This window comes from Cyclobacterium salsum (genome assembly GCF_010119245.1).
GTDB lineage: Bacteria > Bacteroidota > Bacteroidia > Cytophagales > Cyclobacteriaceae > Cyclobacterium > Cyclobacterium salsum.
On the sequence record NZ_WNKG01000002.1, the window covers coordinates 507,140 to 523,397 of the forward strand.

13 protein-coding genes are annotated in these 16,258 nt (G+C 44.7%); 7 read left to right on the plus strand and 6 right to left on the minus strand.

Translation table 11 applies throughout. The annotated features are described in order from the left end of the window. The first annotated feature begins 70 nt into the window (after nt 1–70). Both GJS45_RS04735 and GJS45_RS04740 read left to right on the plus strand, forming a co-directional pair. Complete coding sequence (locus tag GJS45_RS04735) at nt 71–1,732, plus strand: RagB/SusD family nutrient uptake outer membrane protein (RefSeq protein WP_162340303.1); 1,662 nt, start codon at nt 71–73, stop codon at nt 1,730–1,732. A 430-nt stretch (nt 1,733–2,162) separates the two neighbouring features. Next, on the plus strand, nt 2,163–2,354 hold the full coding sequence (locus GJS45_RS04740) for a hypothetical protein (RefSeq protein WP_162340304.1): 192 nt from the start codon (nt 2,163–2,165) through the stop codon (nt 2,352–2,354). A 282-nt stretch (nt 2,355–2,636) separates the two neighbouring features. On the opposite strand, the gene fdhD is transcribed toward GJS45_RS04740, so the two are convergent. From fdhD to GJS45_RS04765, 6 genes are all read right to left on the minus strand, one after another. Next, a complete protein-coding gene (fdhD, locus tag GJS45_RS04745) occupies nt 2,637–3,485 on the minus strand; it encodes a formate dehydrogenase accessory sulfurtransferase FdhD (protein WP_162340305.1) in 849 nt (282 codons plus the stop codon). Continuing rightward, nucleotides 3,482–5,755 (minus strand): FdhF/YdeP family oxidoreductase, encoded by a 2,274-nt coding sequence (locus GJS45_RS04750; RefSeq protein WP_162340306.1) that lies wholly within the window; start codon nt 5,753–5,755, stop codon nt 3,482–3,484. Before GJS45_RS04750 ends, fdhD begins: the two co-directional genes overlap by 4 nt. A gap of 256 nt (nt 5,756–6,011) precedes the next feature. Next, a complete protein-coding gene (locus tag GJS45_RS24055; RefSeq protein ID WP_394366572.1) occupies nt 6,012–6,131 on the minus strand; it encodes a DUF2442 domain-containing protein in 120 nt (39 codons plus the stop codon). 3 nt (nt 6,132–6,134) lie between these two features. Continuing rightward, the gene (locus tag GJS45_RS04755; protein ID WP_162340307.1) at nt 6,135–6,332 is read right to left on the minus strand and encodes a hypothetical protein; all 198 of its coding nucleotides are present in this window, start codon (nt 6,330–6,332) and stop codon (nt 6,135–6,137) included. A 73-nt stretch (nt 6,333–6,405) separates the two neighbouring features. Beyond that, a complete protein-coding gene (locus tag GJS45_RS04760) occupies nt 6,406–6,552 on the minus strand; it encodes a DUF4160 domain-containing protein (protein WP_162340308.1) in 147 nt (48 codons plus the stop codon). Nucleotides 6,553–6,681: 129 nt separating this feature from the next. Beyond that, nucleotides 6,682–9,126: a TonB-dependent receptor domain-containing protein gene (locus GJS45_RS04765; protein WP_162340309.1), complete on the minus strand. Its 2,445-nt coding sequence runs from the start codon at nt 9,124–9,126 to the stop codon at nt 6,682–6,684. 730 nt (nt 9,127–9,856) lie between these two features. On the opposite strand from GJS45_RS04765, the gene GJS45_RS04770 reads away from it, so the two are divergent. The 5 genes from GJS45_RS04770 (at nt 9,857) to GJS45_RS04790 (ending at nt 16,213) form a co-directional block, all read left to right on the plus strand. Next, nucleotides 9,857–10,069, plus strand: a complete 213-nt coding sequence (locus GJS45_RS04770; protein ID WP_162340310.1) for a hypothetical protein — start codon at nt 9,857–9,859, stop codon at nt 10,067–10,069. A 90-nt stretch (nt 10,070–10,159) separates the two neighbouring features. Continuing rightward, entirely contained in the window at nt 10,160–11,311 is a 1,152-nt protein-coding gene (locus GJS45_RS04775) for a DUF4856 domain-containing protein (RefSeq protein WP_235954598.1), read from the plus strand. Further along, nucleotides 11,295–12,425: an imelysin family protein gene (locus tag GJS45_RS04780; protein ID WP_162340311.1), complete on the plus strand. Its 1,131-nt coding sequence runs from the start codon at nt 11,295–11,297 to the stop codon at nt 12,423–12,425. Before GJS45_RS04775 ends, GJS45_RS04780 begins: the two co-directional genes overlap by 17 nt. A 9-nt stretch (nt 12,426–12,434) precedes the next feature. Beyond that, on the plus strand, nt 12,435–13,790 hold the full coding sequence (locus GJS45_RS04785; RefSeq protein WP_235954600.1) for an HTTM domain-containing protein: 1,356 nt from the start codon (nt 12,435–12,437) through the stop codon (nt 13,788–13,790). Further along, the gene (locus GJS45_RS04790) at nt 13,787–16,213 is read left to right on the plus strand and encodes a TonB-dependent receptor (protein ID WP_162340313.1); all 2,427 of its coding nucleotides are present in this window, start codon (nt 13,787–13,789) and stop codon (nt 16,211–16,213) included. Before GJS45_RS04785 ends, GJS45_RS04790 begins: the two co-directional genes overlap by 4 nt. Nucleotides 16,214–16,258: the final 45 nt, after the last annotated feature.

Sequence of the window (16,258 nt, forward strand, 5' to 3'; positions counted from 1 at the left end):
GAAAGCCTTTATAAATCAACGCAGTCTCTTTTTAAGGATTCGTTAAAAGGTTTTGAAAACATCTACAGACATGAAAAATACACAATCTATACTGAGTTTATTGGGTTTGATGCTATTGCTCTTTTCCTGCTCCAAAGCCTTTTTGGACGAAGAGCCCATTGGTGAAATATCGCCGGATCAAATTCTCAGGCCTGAAAATCTGGAAGGAGCGATTATTTCTGCTTATAGTATTTTAAACGGGCAAATGGACAATGCTTCCAGTGCATTTAATTCTCCGGCTTCAAACTGGAATTTTGGGGACGTTGTTTCGGATGATGCCTACAAAGGAGGGGGAGGTACCGGAGACCAGAATCAGATCCATCAGATGGAACTATTTCTTACCAACCCTTCCGTCAGGGATGTGGAGAGGAAATGGCTTGCTCTTTATGAGGGGGTCAAGCGATCAAATCTTGCCATTCGGTTGATTCAGGAAAGCGATGAAATGGAAGCGACCCTGGCTAACAGGCGACTGGCTGAGATGCATTTTCTGCGAGGGCATTTCTATTTCGAACTGAAAAAAATTTATAACCGCATTCCCTACGTGGACGAAACGGCTGTTACAAGTGAAGACTATTATGTATCCAATACCAGTTTAAGCGACGACGAACTTTGGGCAAAGATAGCCGAAGACTTTAGTCAATCATTTGATGGGTTACCTGAAAGCCCTGAAGAGCCCGGCAGGCCGGGAAAATGGGCGGCGAAAGCCTATCAGGCAAAAGTGTATTTGTATCAGGAGAATTGGTCCGCTGCGGAAGCCGCCGCCGATGAAGTAATCAGCAGCGGCCAATACGAGCTGATGCCCAATTTCAGGGATGTGTTTTTGCCTGAAAATGACAATGGACAGGAAATAATTTTTGCCGTACAACATGCCATCAATGATGGGTCGCCTAATAATTATAACGGATCTATTGGGGATCGATTAATGGCTCCGGGAGGTCCTTTTTATCCGCAATACGGTTTTCTCCGACCAAGTCAAAATTTGGTGAACGCCTACAAAACGAATAGCCTGGGCCTACCGGTTGGAGATAATGTGATTCCCGAAGAGGGCCAATCGTTTGATCCCAGAGTTGACCACACGCTGGCTCGACCTGGAATTCCTTACCTGGACCTGGGCATTAATTACGAGGCTTCCTGGGCAAGAGATTTAGCCACCTATGGGCCATACGGCCCTAAAAAGCGAATGGTATCGGCTCTTTCACCACACCACCTTCAAATATGGCCTTACGTTAACAGCTTAAACTATTACATTATCCGATACGCGGACCTGTTACTCTGGAAAGCCGAAGCGGCCATCCAAACTGGTGATTTAGAAGAAGGCAGAACGTATATCAACATGGTTAGAGAACGTGCTAAACTCGGAAGCAGGGTCCTGAATCTGGACGGTACCTCCGAAGCGGATAGCTATCTAATTGACACCTATACCACCCCTTTTGCCGATAAAGAAGCTGCACTTGCTGCAATTAAGATGGAAAGAAGGTTGGAATTCGCGCATGAAGGCCATCGGTTTTTTGACCTGGTACGATGGGATGAGGCGGAAACGGTTTTATCAGCATACTTTGAAGTAGAGAAAGAGCGAAGACCCCATCTGAGTGGGGCGGCCTTTACAGCAGGTAAAAACGAATATTTCCCCATTCCCCAGAATCAGATTGATTTGGGAAGAGAACTTATAACCCAAAATCCTAATTATGAATAAGGGCTGAAATTCTTGGGTCTTATGGTCTGTACTTAATTATCCCCACTCTGTGTGACGGGTCTGTCTAAGTTTCATCAAATGGCATTCTGACAGTCGGGTTTAAGTGAGATGATTTCAAAAATGCGCAAAGCGGCTGTCAGGTTGACAGTCGTTTTTGACGTATTCTTTTTATGAATTAATTGGCATGTGATTTGAAATTCGGTCTGGTAGATGGTTAATGGTTGTTGTCAGTTTTTTGACAATAGGTAACCCATTGAAACAATTAATTTGATGTTTTACTTAAAACTTACATGCCATGAAAAATGTGATTAGTAAGAATGGAATGCTTACGCTGGTCCTTCCGAAAAGGGAAGAGGCCAGAAGAAGACCCATTAAAATAATCGATATTTCCTAAGAAAGACCTATTATTCATTGTAACGATTCCTGAATTATGAAAACCTCTTATTTGGATTATTATAAAATGATTTTAAAAAAGGTAAGTTTTGATTATAGCCTTTTGAAGAAGGAGCTTCGAAAAGCGAATCAAATACTCACCCAGGAAGAACGATCCAGTTTAAGAAAGTGGATGTTGCAAAACGGGCTTCATGCAGACGCTACAGGCAAAACCTCCGTGGCGGCATAACCGCTCCCTGTAGTTGGTTTGGCTCGTGACGGGAAGGTTTGCAAAACCACCTGATCCCGTTTAGGAACCATCGAGTTTAAAGCTAAAATGGCCCGGCTTATACGGGCCTTTTTTATTTTGCTAGGATCATTACGGTTACTCAGAATGCAGAAAAAATACCCGGATCCGGGTATTTTTAATACCCCCAGGCTTTCTACCTTTGTAAAAGGTGATAAATAAACTTTTCGAAATGGATTTTTCCATTGCAAATGGTGGGTATTATTTTGTTGATTTTTTTACCCACTATTTTATCCTTTTTTCTCCACAGTAAATATTAAACCGGTCCTTCTTCAGAAATCCAATTAAGGTTTGGTTTTTTTCTTTGGCTAATCTTACGGCCAGGCTGGTAGGAGCGCCCAAAGCTACCAGGATCTGAATACCTGCATTTACTGCTTTTTGCACCATTTCAAAACTCACTCTGCCGCTAAGCAAAACCACTTTGTTTTCCCGGAGATTGATGCCTTGTCTAAGGCCTGCTCCAATCAATTTATCCAAGGCATTGTGCCGTCCCACATCTTCCCGGAGTAGAAGCAGATCACCCGTATCTTCGTAGAGGGCGGCCGCATGCAGCCCTCCCGTATAATTAAACCCCGTTTGCTCGGTATCCAGCTTTTGAGCCAGTGATCGAACCGTTTCCGCCGAGATTTTCCGGTCCGAATGGAACGGTAATCCAGCCGCTTCGAAGCTCACTGCAACAATGGCCGTTTTCCCACATACGCCACAACTGGAGTGTGCGAAAAAATTTCTATTCAGCTTCCCGGGGTCAAAAACCAGGTCCGGAATCAACCTGACCCGAACCACATTTCCCTTTTCCTCGGGTTTGACCCGCTGACAATAGCGCATCCACAAGACATCTTTCTCCTGATGGATGATTCCCTCCGCAAAAAGAAACCCCATCACCAGGTCAAAATCCTGTCCGGGGCTTCTCATGGTTACCAGCAGGTCGTTGCGATGCCATTCGCCGTATTTTTCGTACTCCAATTGGATTTGCAGCGGCTCCTCTACTGCGACCAAATCCGAAAGGGGTTCCTTTCCATCCTGGTTTTGCTTTTGGATGGTCCAGGGGATTACAAGCCCTCCGTTTCCGCTCATGGCTTCATGATTTCCAAATGAACTTCTACAAACTTGGAAGCCGGGCACTGGCTCTCACCGGATCGGTTTCCAAGGGCCACCAACACATTTCCTTCGGGGAAGTAAACCGCCAGGCAGCCTTTCGTGATGGCGTAGGGTACGACTTGAAACCCTTCCAGGGTCCGTTCCTCCCCTTCAAAGATACTGGTGAGCTTCACCCGATCTCCAGCCTTGCACCCGTATTCCTGCATGTCGTCGGCATGCATCATGACCACCTCCCGACTATTGGCAATTCCCCGATACCGGTCATCATAGCCATAAACCGTGGTATTGAACTGGTCATGGCTGCGAATGGTCATAAGGGTAAAGGGAGTTTTCGGAGCCAAATAGGCGGGCAGTGGATTGACAGTTAGTTTTGCTTTTTGATCCCTGGTGTGAAAGGTACCTTCCCGGGCGCCGTTTGGCAGGTAGAATCCGCCGGGAACACGTACCCGTTGGTTATACTGCTCAAATCCCGGTATGACTTCTTCGATTTTGTCCCGGATTCGGTCATAATCGACTGCCATTCCCTCCCAATCCGTCGGGTTGTCTTTTCCCAGGACAGCCCGTGCCAAACCGCATACAATGGCTACTTCACTTTTGAGCTGATCGGATGCTGGTTCAAGGTCACCCTGCGACATGCGAACCCGGCCAGCCGTATCCTCCGTGCTGACCCACTGTGGTCCGGCCAAACTGATATCCTTTTCCGTTCGGCCCAGGCAGGGAAGTATCAGCGCCTTCTTCCCATGAATCAGGTGGCTGCGGTTTAGCTTGGTGGAAACCTGAACGGTCAGGTCACATTGCTGCAACCCCTGGAATACCTTGGTGGTGTCCGGGGCTGCCAGGGCAAAGTTGCCTCCCATTCCAAAAAATACCTGGGCTTTGCCGGAGAGCATGGCTTCTACCGCGCCCACCGCCCCTACCCCGTGGTGCCTGGGCGGATCGAATGAAAATGCCTTCCCAAGGCGATCCAGGAAGCTATCGGGCATTTTCTCCCAAATACCCATGGTGCGGTCCCCTTGCACGTTGCTATGGCCTCTAACCGGCAGCGTTCCGGCTCCTTTTTTGCCAATAGAACCTTTTACCAATAGGATATTGACGATTTCACGGATCGTATTTTCAGCATTGCGGTGTTGGGTAATGCCCATGGCCCAGGCGATGATTATTTTCTTGCCGGAAGCAAGCAACTCGGCGGCCTCCCTGATTTTTTCTTCGGGCACACCACTCGCCGCTATTAATTCCTCGGGGTCAGTGGAACCTAAATGGCGGATCAGTTCCTCATTGCCGCTGGTCTGCTGCTGAATAAAAGCATGGTCAAACACGTTGTTGTTACCGTTGGCATCCGCTTCCAAAAGCATTTTGAGCAAGGCTTTTAGAAGGGGCAGGTCGCCGTTCAGTTTTACTTGAAGGTGCAGGTCATGAAGGACGGTTGGTTTGCCCATCCATTCCCAGGGTTTTTGGGGGTTTCTGAATTGGATCAGCCCTGTTTCGGGAAGAGGGTTTACCATAATGATTTTCCCGCCGTTTCGTTTGAGTTTTTCCAGGGAAGTGAGCATCCGTGGCGCATTGGTTCCGGGATTTTGCCCCAGCACCAGAAGCAGGTCTGCTTCCGGAATGTCGGCCAGGGTCACGGAAGCTTTCCCAATGCCCAGGGTTTCGGATAGGGCTTTTCCGGAGGCTTCGTGACACATATTCGAACAATCGGGCAGGTTATTGGTCCCAAATTGCCGGACAAAACATTGGTAGAGAAAAGCGGCTTCATTGCTCGTTCTGCCGGAAGTATAGAACAGGGCTTGATCCGGGTGGTCCAATTGGTTGAGTTTATCGGCAACAAGGGCAAAGGCCGCTTCCCAGGAAATGGGGCGGTAATGGCTGGCGTTTTCATCCAGGACCATGGGTTGGGTCAGGCGACCCTGCTTTTCCAGCCAATGGTCGGATTTTTCTGCTAGCTCCTTGATGCTGAATTGCTCGAAGAAGGAAGGTTGTATTCGTTTGTAGCCCGATTCCCAGGCTACCGCCTTGGCCCCATTTTCACAATATTCTGCTATTTTAGATACATCCTGGGCATCAGGGTCCGGCCAGGCACAACTGGGGCAATCAAATCCCTTGGGTTGATTCAAATTCAAGAGGGTTTTTACCCCCCGTCCAATATGGGTTTCTTCCCAAAGCGAATAAGCCACTGACTGAATGGACCGCAGTCCGGCGGCCGTTTTGGGAGGAGGGCTGAGTTTTACGATTCTTTTTGGGCTCATTTTCTTTGGGTTAATTGGCCTAGGCAGTGCCGGTAAGGTTAAAGAAAAGCAAACTTTATAATATTCCCATAGATGCTACAAAAAATTATTTGAATTGGGTTAATTGACGAGGTTAGTTCTAGGGCCGCTGGCTGATTACAGGACCCATACCGGTGCTCAGCTATTCACATCTTTTAAAAATCACCCAGATTACTATTTCAACTATTAATTAAGCAGGCGAACCAAAATGTATTCCTTCTTTTAGGATGTTGATCAATTACACGGACGGCGGGGGATCCATTTTTGAAAGTTCATATTTCAAAAAGCCACGCAAACTTAAGTCCTCATCCAAATCAGGCCAATGGATAGCTACACCATCATTGATAAAGCCAATCAGCTGCTATTCTTTTGCTCCAGCCAGAAGTTTAAAATCAGATAAAGGCCGTTTCAAGACCTTTTTATTATTTAATAATACGATGATCAGATCCAGCTCACGGTCAAACCAACTATTTTTCATACGTAAGCCCTCTTCAAAGATAAGCTGGTCTATAGGGGCACTTGCTCTTTTATTGACTATTTTATCTTTGGAAGTATCCATACCATTGTTCCTTTAAAAACTCCTGATGTTGGATGATCAGGCGTTTGATTTGTCGCCTTTCTTGAAGCGTAAATCAGTAAGCATATTCTTCTTCGATCGTGGGCGCTAACCACCATTTGCCTCGGCCTTCTCCCTTCTTAATATGTACATGGACTGGTTCATTACCTTTATCCGAATAAAAGTAGAACGTAAAGCCATTTTGGGCAAGTACTTTTGGCATTATGTAAAAATAGCATTTTTGTCTTACTGGTTCACCCCGGGAGCTCGATTATTTTGAGGAATTGCCGGACGTTTTCCGATGCCATTATTCCAGGCAGTTTTTAAGAATATAAATCAACATTGAGAGGCTTCAATTGGTCACCCGTTTCTGTTCTTCTTGGGAGCCTACTTTTCTGTCTCTTGTTCCTTTGATTTTGCTATTCCCAAACTTATAGGTATAGGTGGCCATGAATACTCTTTTTTCAAATTTGAGTCTACCTGAAAAATCGATATCAGCGGCCTCAAATGACCGCCACCTTACTTGATTGGTTTCGAGAATGTCATTGCAGGATACCCTTATTACCCCGGCTTTTTCAAACTCCTTTTGAATTCCGATGTTGATAAAGCCTCTGGACAGCCAATTGAAATATCCGTTGATGACGGGAGAACTATAATTCCCCGTCACCTCTACGGTGTATTTTTTGGGAAGCGTAAAGGTATTGTTCAACACGACCTGCAGCCCTTTCTGCTCTACCTCATAAACCTCTCCATTTAGCACTGAATTGACTTTTTGAAAATTTGCAGTGACGTTGTTTTGGGTTTCCCACCAGGGTGTCACTTCCAAAGGGACAGCGACCATCATGGAAATTGTCTGCCGCCGGTCAATATTATCCGTTCTCAGGAACATTGTGTTGGTCTCTTCATCGAGCGTGGGTTGAAAACGTGCGATTACATCTTTGTCTATGCTATGCTGAACTGATAACATCCAACTTTTGTAGGAATAGTCTGTTTTGATGGTATTGGTGTAGGTAGGAAGGATGTTTTCATTTCCCGAGAAAAAAGTAAACGGGTCAGAAAAAATTGCATAAGGTGCCATCTCATTGAAGGTAGGGCGGGTAATCCTGCGTCCGTAGGACAAATGAATCAGGTTGTCAGAATTGATTTTTCTGGATAAAAATGCCGTTGGAAAGAAATCACCGTAGCCCCTCTCAATAATTTTTTCACCTGCGACGGTAGTCAGGGTTGTCTGGGTATTCTCGTATCGGAGACCTGCATTCAAAGTAGTCTTTCCATCAAGTTCGATTTTGGCAGAGGAAAAAGCAGCCAGGATATCTTCATGTAGATCACCATCGTTGCTGAACGTTGGATTAAACATCCAATCCAACCCTAGTTTCTTTTCAAAGACAACCGTGTTAGTAAGTTTTGAAAAGGTGCCCCGGATACCTGACTCGACAGCTACTGATTCTCCTATTTTCATCGAATGGTTCATATCAGTCACCCAAAGCTCAATGGGCGTATCCTTGGATATCCTGATTTCCTCTGACTTGATCATATCATTTGATTCATTATAATTCATGATGGTATACCACGATGGGTTAGAATTATTGTAGGTTAAGTAATCTACATTGGAACTGATAACTTGCCCATTTCTGAAAGTGTGCTGTAGATTGATATTGCCCATGATATGGCTCCAGTAGCTATCATCAATCGTAGTCATCCTAAAAAGGGTATCCGGAGAGATGGAATAATTGGATTTAGTAATGTTCGGTGCAGACCTATTCAAACCGTTATAATAGCCGCTAACCAAACCACTTACGATGGTATTCTTCCCTAATTTATAGTCAAATCCAGTCTGGTAATTGATGGTCTTTCTGTTTGTGAAGCGTTCTATGTCTGTTTCGATTCGAATGTCTTCAAATCCATTGTTGTTGCCTCTAAATTGTACCCATTGCTGATCCTGATCAACATACGTTCCAGACAAAATTCCAAACCAACTGAATTTCGGTCCTTGATGGTTGAGATTGAAGCTCATATTGCCATTATAACCAGATCCATAGCCTTGCCCGACAGTCAGGGATCCATTGGTGCCTATCATATCATTGTCTTTTTTCATCACGATATTGATAAACCCTGCATCCCCATCAGCATCATAGTTGGCAGGGGGGACAGTAATGATTTCGATCTTTTCGACATCACTCGAATTGAGACCGGCCAGCATCTGATAAGCCGCCTCTAGGGGCATTCTGAATCTTTGGCCATTCATCAGGATTACCACTCCGTTTTTTCCTAAGACAGAGAGCGAATTACTCTGCCTGTTTACCGATACACCGGGAGACCTATCCAACACATCGAGGACCGACAATCCTGCTGCAGAAATGCTGTTCGCCACATTGACAACCATTTTCCCCTGTTCCAACTCAAAAAACGGCCTTGTTGCCGTTACCGTCACTTCATCCAGGTTCTGGTCTTCTTCATGCAATAGGATAGCTGCTACTTCACTTTTTTCTGTCCCCAAAAAACGGAACACCGGTGAATAGGTTTTCGCATATCCCAAAATGGTTACTTCCACAAAGTATTCCCCTTTTGGGATATCTGTAAAAATATAGTCTCCGGATTCATTGGAAATCGCACCTTTGATCATGGAGGAATCAAGTTCAGTCCTAAGCAGCACATTGGCATAAGGGATGGGCTTACCGGAAACATCCTGAATAGTGCCATTGATCTGGGATTGCCCAATCCCATCAAAAGCAGTGAAAAATTGAAGAAGGATTAAAACGGGTAGTGCACGTGTTATTTTAAGTAATGATCTCCTCATTTCGAAATCTTTTTTTTCTAGAAACAATCCAGCGACGACTTTCTAAATAGGAGCAATTGGTTGGAACTGGATTTTTAAAGATTTTATTTTTCACTATTTTTTTACCCCTAACTTATTTGCAATAAAAAACCTGATTCTAAGCTACCCCTTTTATCCTGTCAATGCTTTCGCTAATGTTGCGATCTCTTTCTATATTGTTGTGACGGTAATAACTTATCACTTTAAATAGGACTTTATTACCAAATCCTATAAAATATTTGGGACACTTGGACTGAAGATTTAAATCGTTTCATTGCCATCGATTAAATGAAGGAATCAATCCATTATTGAGATTTTTCAGTTTTTTGGAAAAGGGAAACAGATATCAAACCGGGTTTATTCAATTGTCAATGCGCTTTTTCAAAATGCTATTGTTGGTATGGTTAAAATTACCAAAGACGAATTAGATCCGTTAGCACTGATGTTTCAATTAATAGTAAAATGGAACCATTTCTTCCAGGTGCTGGTCTTCAATGAGATGGTCTGTCTTTCGGTTACCACTTGTTATCTTTCAGTTAGATAATTATTTGGGGCAATTATTGCCTTCTTTTTACGAAAAAAATGGAATTTCTTCCACGACCTTTTAAGTGCAGTGGCCAGCGATTTTCATGGCTCTTTGGATCCATTTCTCATCCAGAAATTTGCTTATTTGAGAAAATTACCAGGTGATTTTCGATAAAACTGCGATTAAATGGACAGCCATATGGTCTTCCGCCGCTATCGAAAAGGATGGGAACTATTTTCCCTGCAAATCACATCCAAGCGCCCGATTGGCCGAGGTATGGTCCCAGTAATGATAGCAAGCAACCCGGAGAAATCAGAATTGCTGTCCGTGATTTTGCCGGAAAATCTTCATCTAATCATTCTTTTGCAACAGGCGGTATTTTATTTACAATTAATCTAAATAATTTTTGTATTTAACTTTTCTGAATTTAACTTTGCCTTATATTATAATTAATCTAAATAAAACCTGATCGCATAAACGTTAATTGAAATGAATTACAAACAAGCTTCGCTCATTGCTTTTTCCGGATTGATGGCGTTTTCCTGCATGGAGGACGATGTCCCTGGTAATGAAGCCATTAATCCGCCTGCAACGTATGTTTTTGAACGAGATGGAGCCTCTACTGTCAGTTACCAAGGGCAGACAGATCGCCTGAACATGCTCTCTGAAATGAAAAGTTATCTGGTATCCGGAGACCAGGGAGAAGCACTTTCGTTTCAGAAATTATTGGACATGTATTCCAATACGAATGACCCGTTTTCTGATCAGGGGTTGAATGAGGCCACTACGAAACAGCTTGAAAATAAGACCAATGCAGCACAGATTGATTTTTTCAAGGGGTTGATGTCAGAGGCAGCTGAAGTCAGTCAGGAGGTTGCGACCAACAACACGGCTGCCGCCAATGGTGTTGCCGGAAGAGTAGAAAGAGGTACCACCGGGAATTTTGTCAATGTAAACGAAAAAGGATGGGAGTTTACCCAGCTTATTGAAAAAGGACTGATGGGAGCGGTTTTTTATGACCAGATTTTTAACGCCTATCTCAGTGAATCTAAAATTGGAGAGGGAGTGGACAACGAGAATCTGGTGGAAGGGGAAAATTACACGGCCATGGAGCATCATTGGGATGAAGCTTTTGGTTACTGGGGAGTACCCAGGGATTTTCCACAAGGCGAACCGGCATTATCGCCTGAATACAAACGATTCTGGGCCAACTATACCGACGGAAGAGATGATTTACTCAATGTAAGCCAGCCCCTTATGGATGCCTATATTTTAGGTAGGGCAGCAATCGTAGCCGACAACCATACGGTAAAAAGTGAGCAGGTGGATGTGATCATTGATTTGCACGAACTGGTATCTGCTGCCACGGCAGTGCACTATATCAATGATTCCATGGGGTACTTGTCATCCGGAGATCAGGGTAACCTTTTGCATGCCATGTCTGAGGCCTATACCTTCGTGAGTGCCCTCCAATATAGCCCCCGCAAAAAGATCAATCAAAGCGATATTAATGAAATCCTGAATAGTGACCTGGGCACGGATGGTAATTTCTGGCTCGTAAGTATTGAAAGCCTGCTAGATGCCAGGGATAAATTAACCACAGCTTATCCCGAATTAAAAGATCATGAAGATGTATTGTAAGCACCTGTTCGTTTCAGTATTGGTGGTAACGGGCCTAATGGGTCTGTTACTTTCCTGTGTGGAAGATTCGGGGGAGGAAAATCAGCAGGAGACCTTCAGAAAACCTGTTTTGGAAAATCTGGCAAGCAATGTCATCATACCCGGGTATGAAAACCTCCATGCCCAAATGACGCTTCTGGACCAATCGGTTAAAAATTTCACCTCCGATCCGAATCAAGCCAATCTGACGGCACTTCGAACGGATTTCATAAGCACCTATTCACAATGGGAAAAAGTCTCCTTTTTGGAATTTGGTCCTGCATTTTCCCAGACGTTAAGAGCGGAGTTCAATACGTTTCCCACTGACAATTTTTCCATTGACAATGCGATTGAATCCGGCGATTTTTCCTTAACAGGTTTCAGCACTGCAAATCGCCGGGGTTTGCCAGCCATGGATTATCTGATTTATGGCCTGGCGGATACCGATGAGGAAATCATTGCAAAATACAGCATTGATGAAAATGCCGGGAACCGCAAAGAATACCTGTTGGCCGTCAGCCAACTTATTTTGAATAAGATCGATTTGGTCTATAACCAATGGCTTCCTTCTGGCGGGAATTTTCAGGAGGAGTTTATCCAAAAAGACGGTACCGATGTAGGCTCTTCTTTTGGCGAAATGGTCAATGCGCTTTCGCAGTACCTGGAACGGTTCAGTAGAGATGCGCGGATGGGTATTCCGCTGGGCAAAAGATCCCAGGGGGTTATCATCCCGAGAAATGTGGAGGCCTATTACAGCCAGCAATCAATTCCTCTTTTACAAGCGCATATTTCAGGAATGAAGGATTTTTATCTTGGAAAGCAGGGAGATACTGATGGCAAAGGCTTTTATGAATTACTTCAGGAAATCAGAGCTGGAGAAGACGAGGGCTTGGCCAATCGGATTCTGGCTCAATTTGACCTGATTCTGAGCAGACTTGATCAGGTACCTTCTCCGCTTTCAACTATCATTCAGACCAACCCTGCCCCTGCGGAGGCAGCACATCAGGAATTGCAAAAGCAGGTCATTCTCATCAAAACAGAATTTTCCTCAGCACTGGGCGTGCTGATTACCTATCAGGACAATGATGGAGACTAAATGAAGAAAGTGAAAACACGGATAATCAATGGTATCAACAAACCAATTTCAATAGCACCCCTGGTTCACTTTAGGGTGCTTTTTGGTTTGATCATGTTTATCAGTGTTGCCAGGTTTGTATTCAATGGGTGGATAGCAACCCAATACATAGAGCCCGAATTTCATTTCAGCTATTATGGCTTTTCATGGGTAAGCAATCCGGGTGAAGCAGGCATGTACCTCCTTTTTTTCACCATGGCATTGTCGGCATTAGGCATTGCGCTGGGCTATTACTACAAGGTGTCGGCAGTGCTTTTTTTCCTTTCTTTTACCTATGTGGAATTGATCGATGTCACCAATTACCTCAATCATTATTATTTCGTAAGTCTGGTTGCCTTTTTGATGCTCTGGATGCCCGCTCATTTAGCTTTTTCAGTTGATTCAAAAAGGAAAGGTTTCACGATTTCCCAGATTCCCTATGGGTATGTGCTCATTATTCAATTGTTGCTGAGCATGGTCTATTTTTATGCGGGACTGGCAAAGCTGAATCCGGCATGGATGATGGAAGCGTTACCACTGAAAATTTGGCTTCCCATGTTTAGCCATTTGCCACTGGTAGGAACCTGGATGAGTGAACTTTGGGTGGCTTATGCCTTCAGTTGGTTTGGGGCCCTCTACGATCTCAGTATTCCATTTTTTCTTTTTTACAGCAGAACCAGGCCTTATGCCTACCTGGCAGTACTGGTTTTTCACTTATCCACCTGGCTGCTATTTCCCATAGGGATGTTTCCCTTTATCATGATTCTGGCCACCACCATTTTCTTTTCTCCAGAAAGCCATTTAAAAGTAGCTACCTTTATCAGGAATATTTTCCGAAAGAAAAGCAACACCACCTACAGTTCTTCAAATGAAGTATATAAAGCACCCTATCAAAAACTGATCTGGAGCCTATTCGCTGCGTTTTTGGTGCTTCAGCTCCTTTTGCCCCTGCGGGCGTATGCTTATCCGGGTAATCTTTTCTGGACGGAGCAGGGTTACCGCTTTTCCTGGAGGGTTATGTTGATGGAAAAAGCAGGATATGCCATTTTTCATATCAGGGACAACGTTACAGGGAGAGAATGGGAAAATTATGCCAGCGATTACCTCAGTCCCATGCAGGAAAAACAAATGGCAACCCAACCGGATTTGATTCTTCAGTTTGCCCATTTTCTAAAGCAAAAACTGGCCGATCGGGGATATGAGGAAGTGGAAATCCGGGCAGAAGTGTATGCCAGTTTAAATGGTGGGAAGAACCAGTTATTGATAGATTCCAACGTTGACCTGACCCAAATAGAAGATGGTTTTGCTCCTAAAACCTGGATTTTACCTTATAAGAAACCTTTATGAAATGCTTGCTGACCCTATTGCTTTTACCCCTATTTTATCTTCCGTTGCAGGCGCAGGTTAGGGTGGAAGGAACCGTTGAAAGCGTAGGTGAATCCCTTCCCGGAGCCAATGTATTTCTAAGGGGAACCCAATTTCAAACAGTAACTGACCAGAATGGAGCGTTTACGCTTGCTGCTATTCCTCAGGGAGAATACTTACTGCAAGTGTTTTTTTCCGGGAAAAAAATGTTCACTACAGACCTGTCTATCAGAGCGGATGAGCCGCTTATTCAGCTAAGGATAGAATTGGAGGAGATCAGCGGTGAACTGAGTCAGGTAATCGTCAATGGTGACCATTTCGATGCTTATGGCATCCGCAGGTTAGGCGCAGTGGAAGGAACGGCCATTTATGAAGCCAAAAAAAATGAAGTCATTCAGCTTAATAATATTACCGCCAACCTGGCTACCAATAATACCAGGCAGATATACGCCAAGGTTCCGGGATTGAATATTTACGAAAGTGACGGTGCAGGTTTGCAGTTGGGCATAGGTGCCAGGGGGTTGGACCCAAACCGGACCTCCCATTTCAATGTTCGTCAAAACGGATATGACATCAGTGCCGATGCGTTGGGATATCCTGAGAGTTACTATACCCCTGCTGTAGAAGGAGTGGACCGCATTGAGGTGGTCCGTGGTGCCGCTTCCTTGCAATATGGGACCCAGTTTGGAGGCTTGCTTAATTTTGTCATGAAGGAAGGCCCGGAGGATAGAAATCTCAGCCTGGTGCTGAGAAATACCGTGGGTTCCTATGGCTTTTTGAACACCTTCAGCAGTGTAGGCGGGCAGACAGGCAAATGGAACTACTATGGATTTTTCCAATATAAAAGAGGAGATGGCTGGCGGGAGAACAGTGAATTTGATTCCAAAATGGCCTATACGGCTCTTTCCTACAAGCCAAATGACAGGTTCCGGTTAAAACTGGAATACACCCTGATGGATTACCTGGCCAGGCAGGCAGGTGGGCTTACCGACGCATTATTTGAGCAGAATCCCAGACAATCGATCCGGTCCAGAAATTGGTTTAAGGTCAACTGGAATCTTCTGGCTTCCCAATTGGATTATAAAATCAACCAACAGCTCAAACTAAACCTCAGGACTTTTGGCCTGATCGGGGGGCGGGATGCGCTCGGCAATTTGGGTAGGATTGACAGGGTGGATGATGGCATGGAGCGAAACCTTTTTGTGGATGATTTCAGCAATATTGGCTCCGAGCTCCGATTAATATATAATTATCGGCTGGGAAAGCAGGAAAATGCATTTTTAGTCGGAGGCCGCTATTACAAAGGCTTTACGGACAGGAAACAGGGCCTGGGCCCGGTAGGGGATCAGGCGGATTTTCATTTTCTCAATCCGGATAACCTGGAGGATGCAGATTATGACTTCCCTGGTAGAAACATCTCCTTTTTTGCTGAAAACGTCTTTAATCTGACGGAAAAAATCAGCCTTACGCCAGGTATCCGGTTTGAATCTATTCATACGGCTGCAGCAGGCTATTATACTGGCAATACGCTGGTTCCTGATCCGGTTACAGGGTTTGCCAGAGATTCTACCTTTAAAGTATTCGAAGCGCTGGATAGGCGAAGGAGTTTTGTGTTTGGAGGTTTGGGGCTAAGCTACAAGCCCAGGGAAAACCACGAGTTGTACGCCAATTTTTCACAGAATTACCGATCGATCAATTTCAATGACATCCGGGTCAATAACCCGAATTTGGTGGTGGACGAAAACATTCAGGACGAAAGAGGCTATAATTTTGACGTGGGTATCCGTGGTAGTCAAAACAGGAAATTCAATTATGACATCAGTTTATTTTATTTGAAATATAAGGACAGGATAGGAGCGATCCTGCGAACCGACCCCGAGAGTTTTCGGATATACCGCTACCGAACCAATGTGGCTGATGCCTACAGTATGGGTTTGGAGGCTTTCGGAGAAGTGGATCTTTTTCGGGTGCTGGAGCGGAATGAAAAATACAGATTGAATTTATTTACCAACCTTTCGGTGATCGATGCCCGCTATCAAAGTTCCGAGGAAAAAGTGCTGGAGGGAAATAGGGTAGAGTTGGTGCCGCCTTTTAGCATTCGTTCCGGACTTACCTTTGGCCTGGGGGATTTCAATATGACCTATCAATATTCCCATGTAGCGGAGCATTTCACAGATGCCTCCAATGCGGTCAGGACACCCTCTGCGGTGGAAGGCATCATCCCGGCGTACCAGGTGATGGACCTTTCGATGAGTTATTTGTACAAATTCGTCAAACTGGAGGCCAGTGTCAATAACCTGGCAGATCACCTTTATTTTACCAGGAGGGCCGCTGGCTATCCTGGCCCGGGAATTATCCCTTCGGATGGCAGGACCTTTTTCCTGACAGTGGAATTGAATTTTTAAAAGGCTTTCGAAAATTTCATACATTTAAGAATATAATTCTTGCTG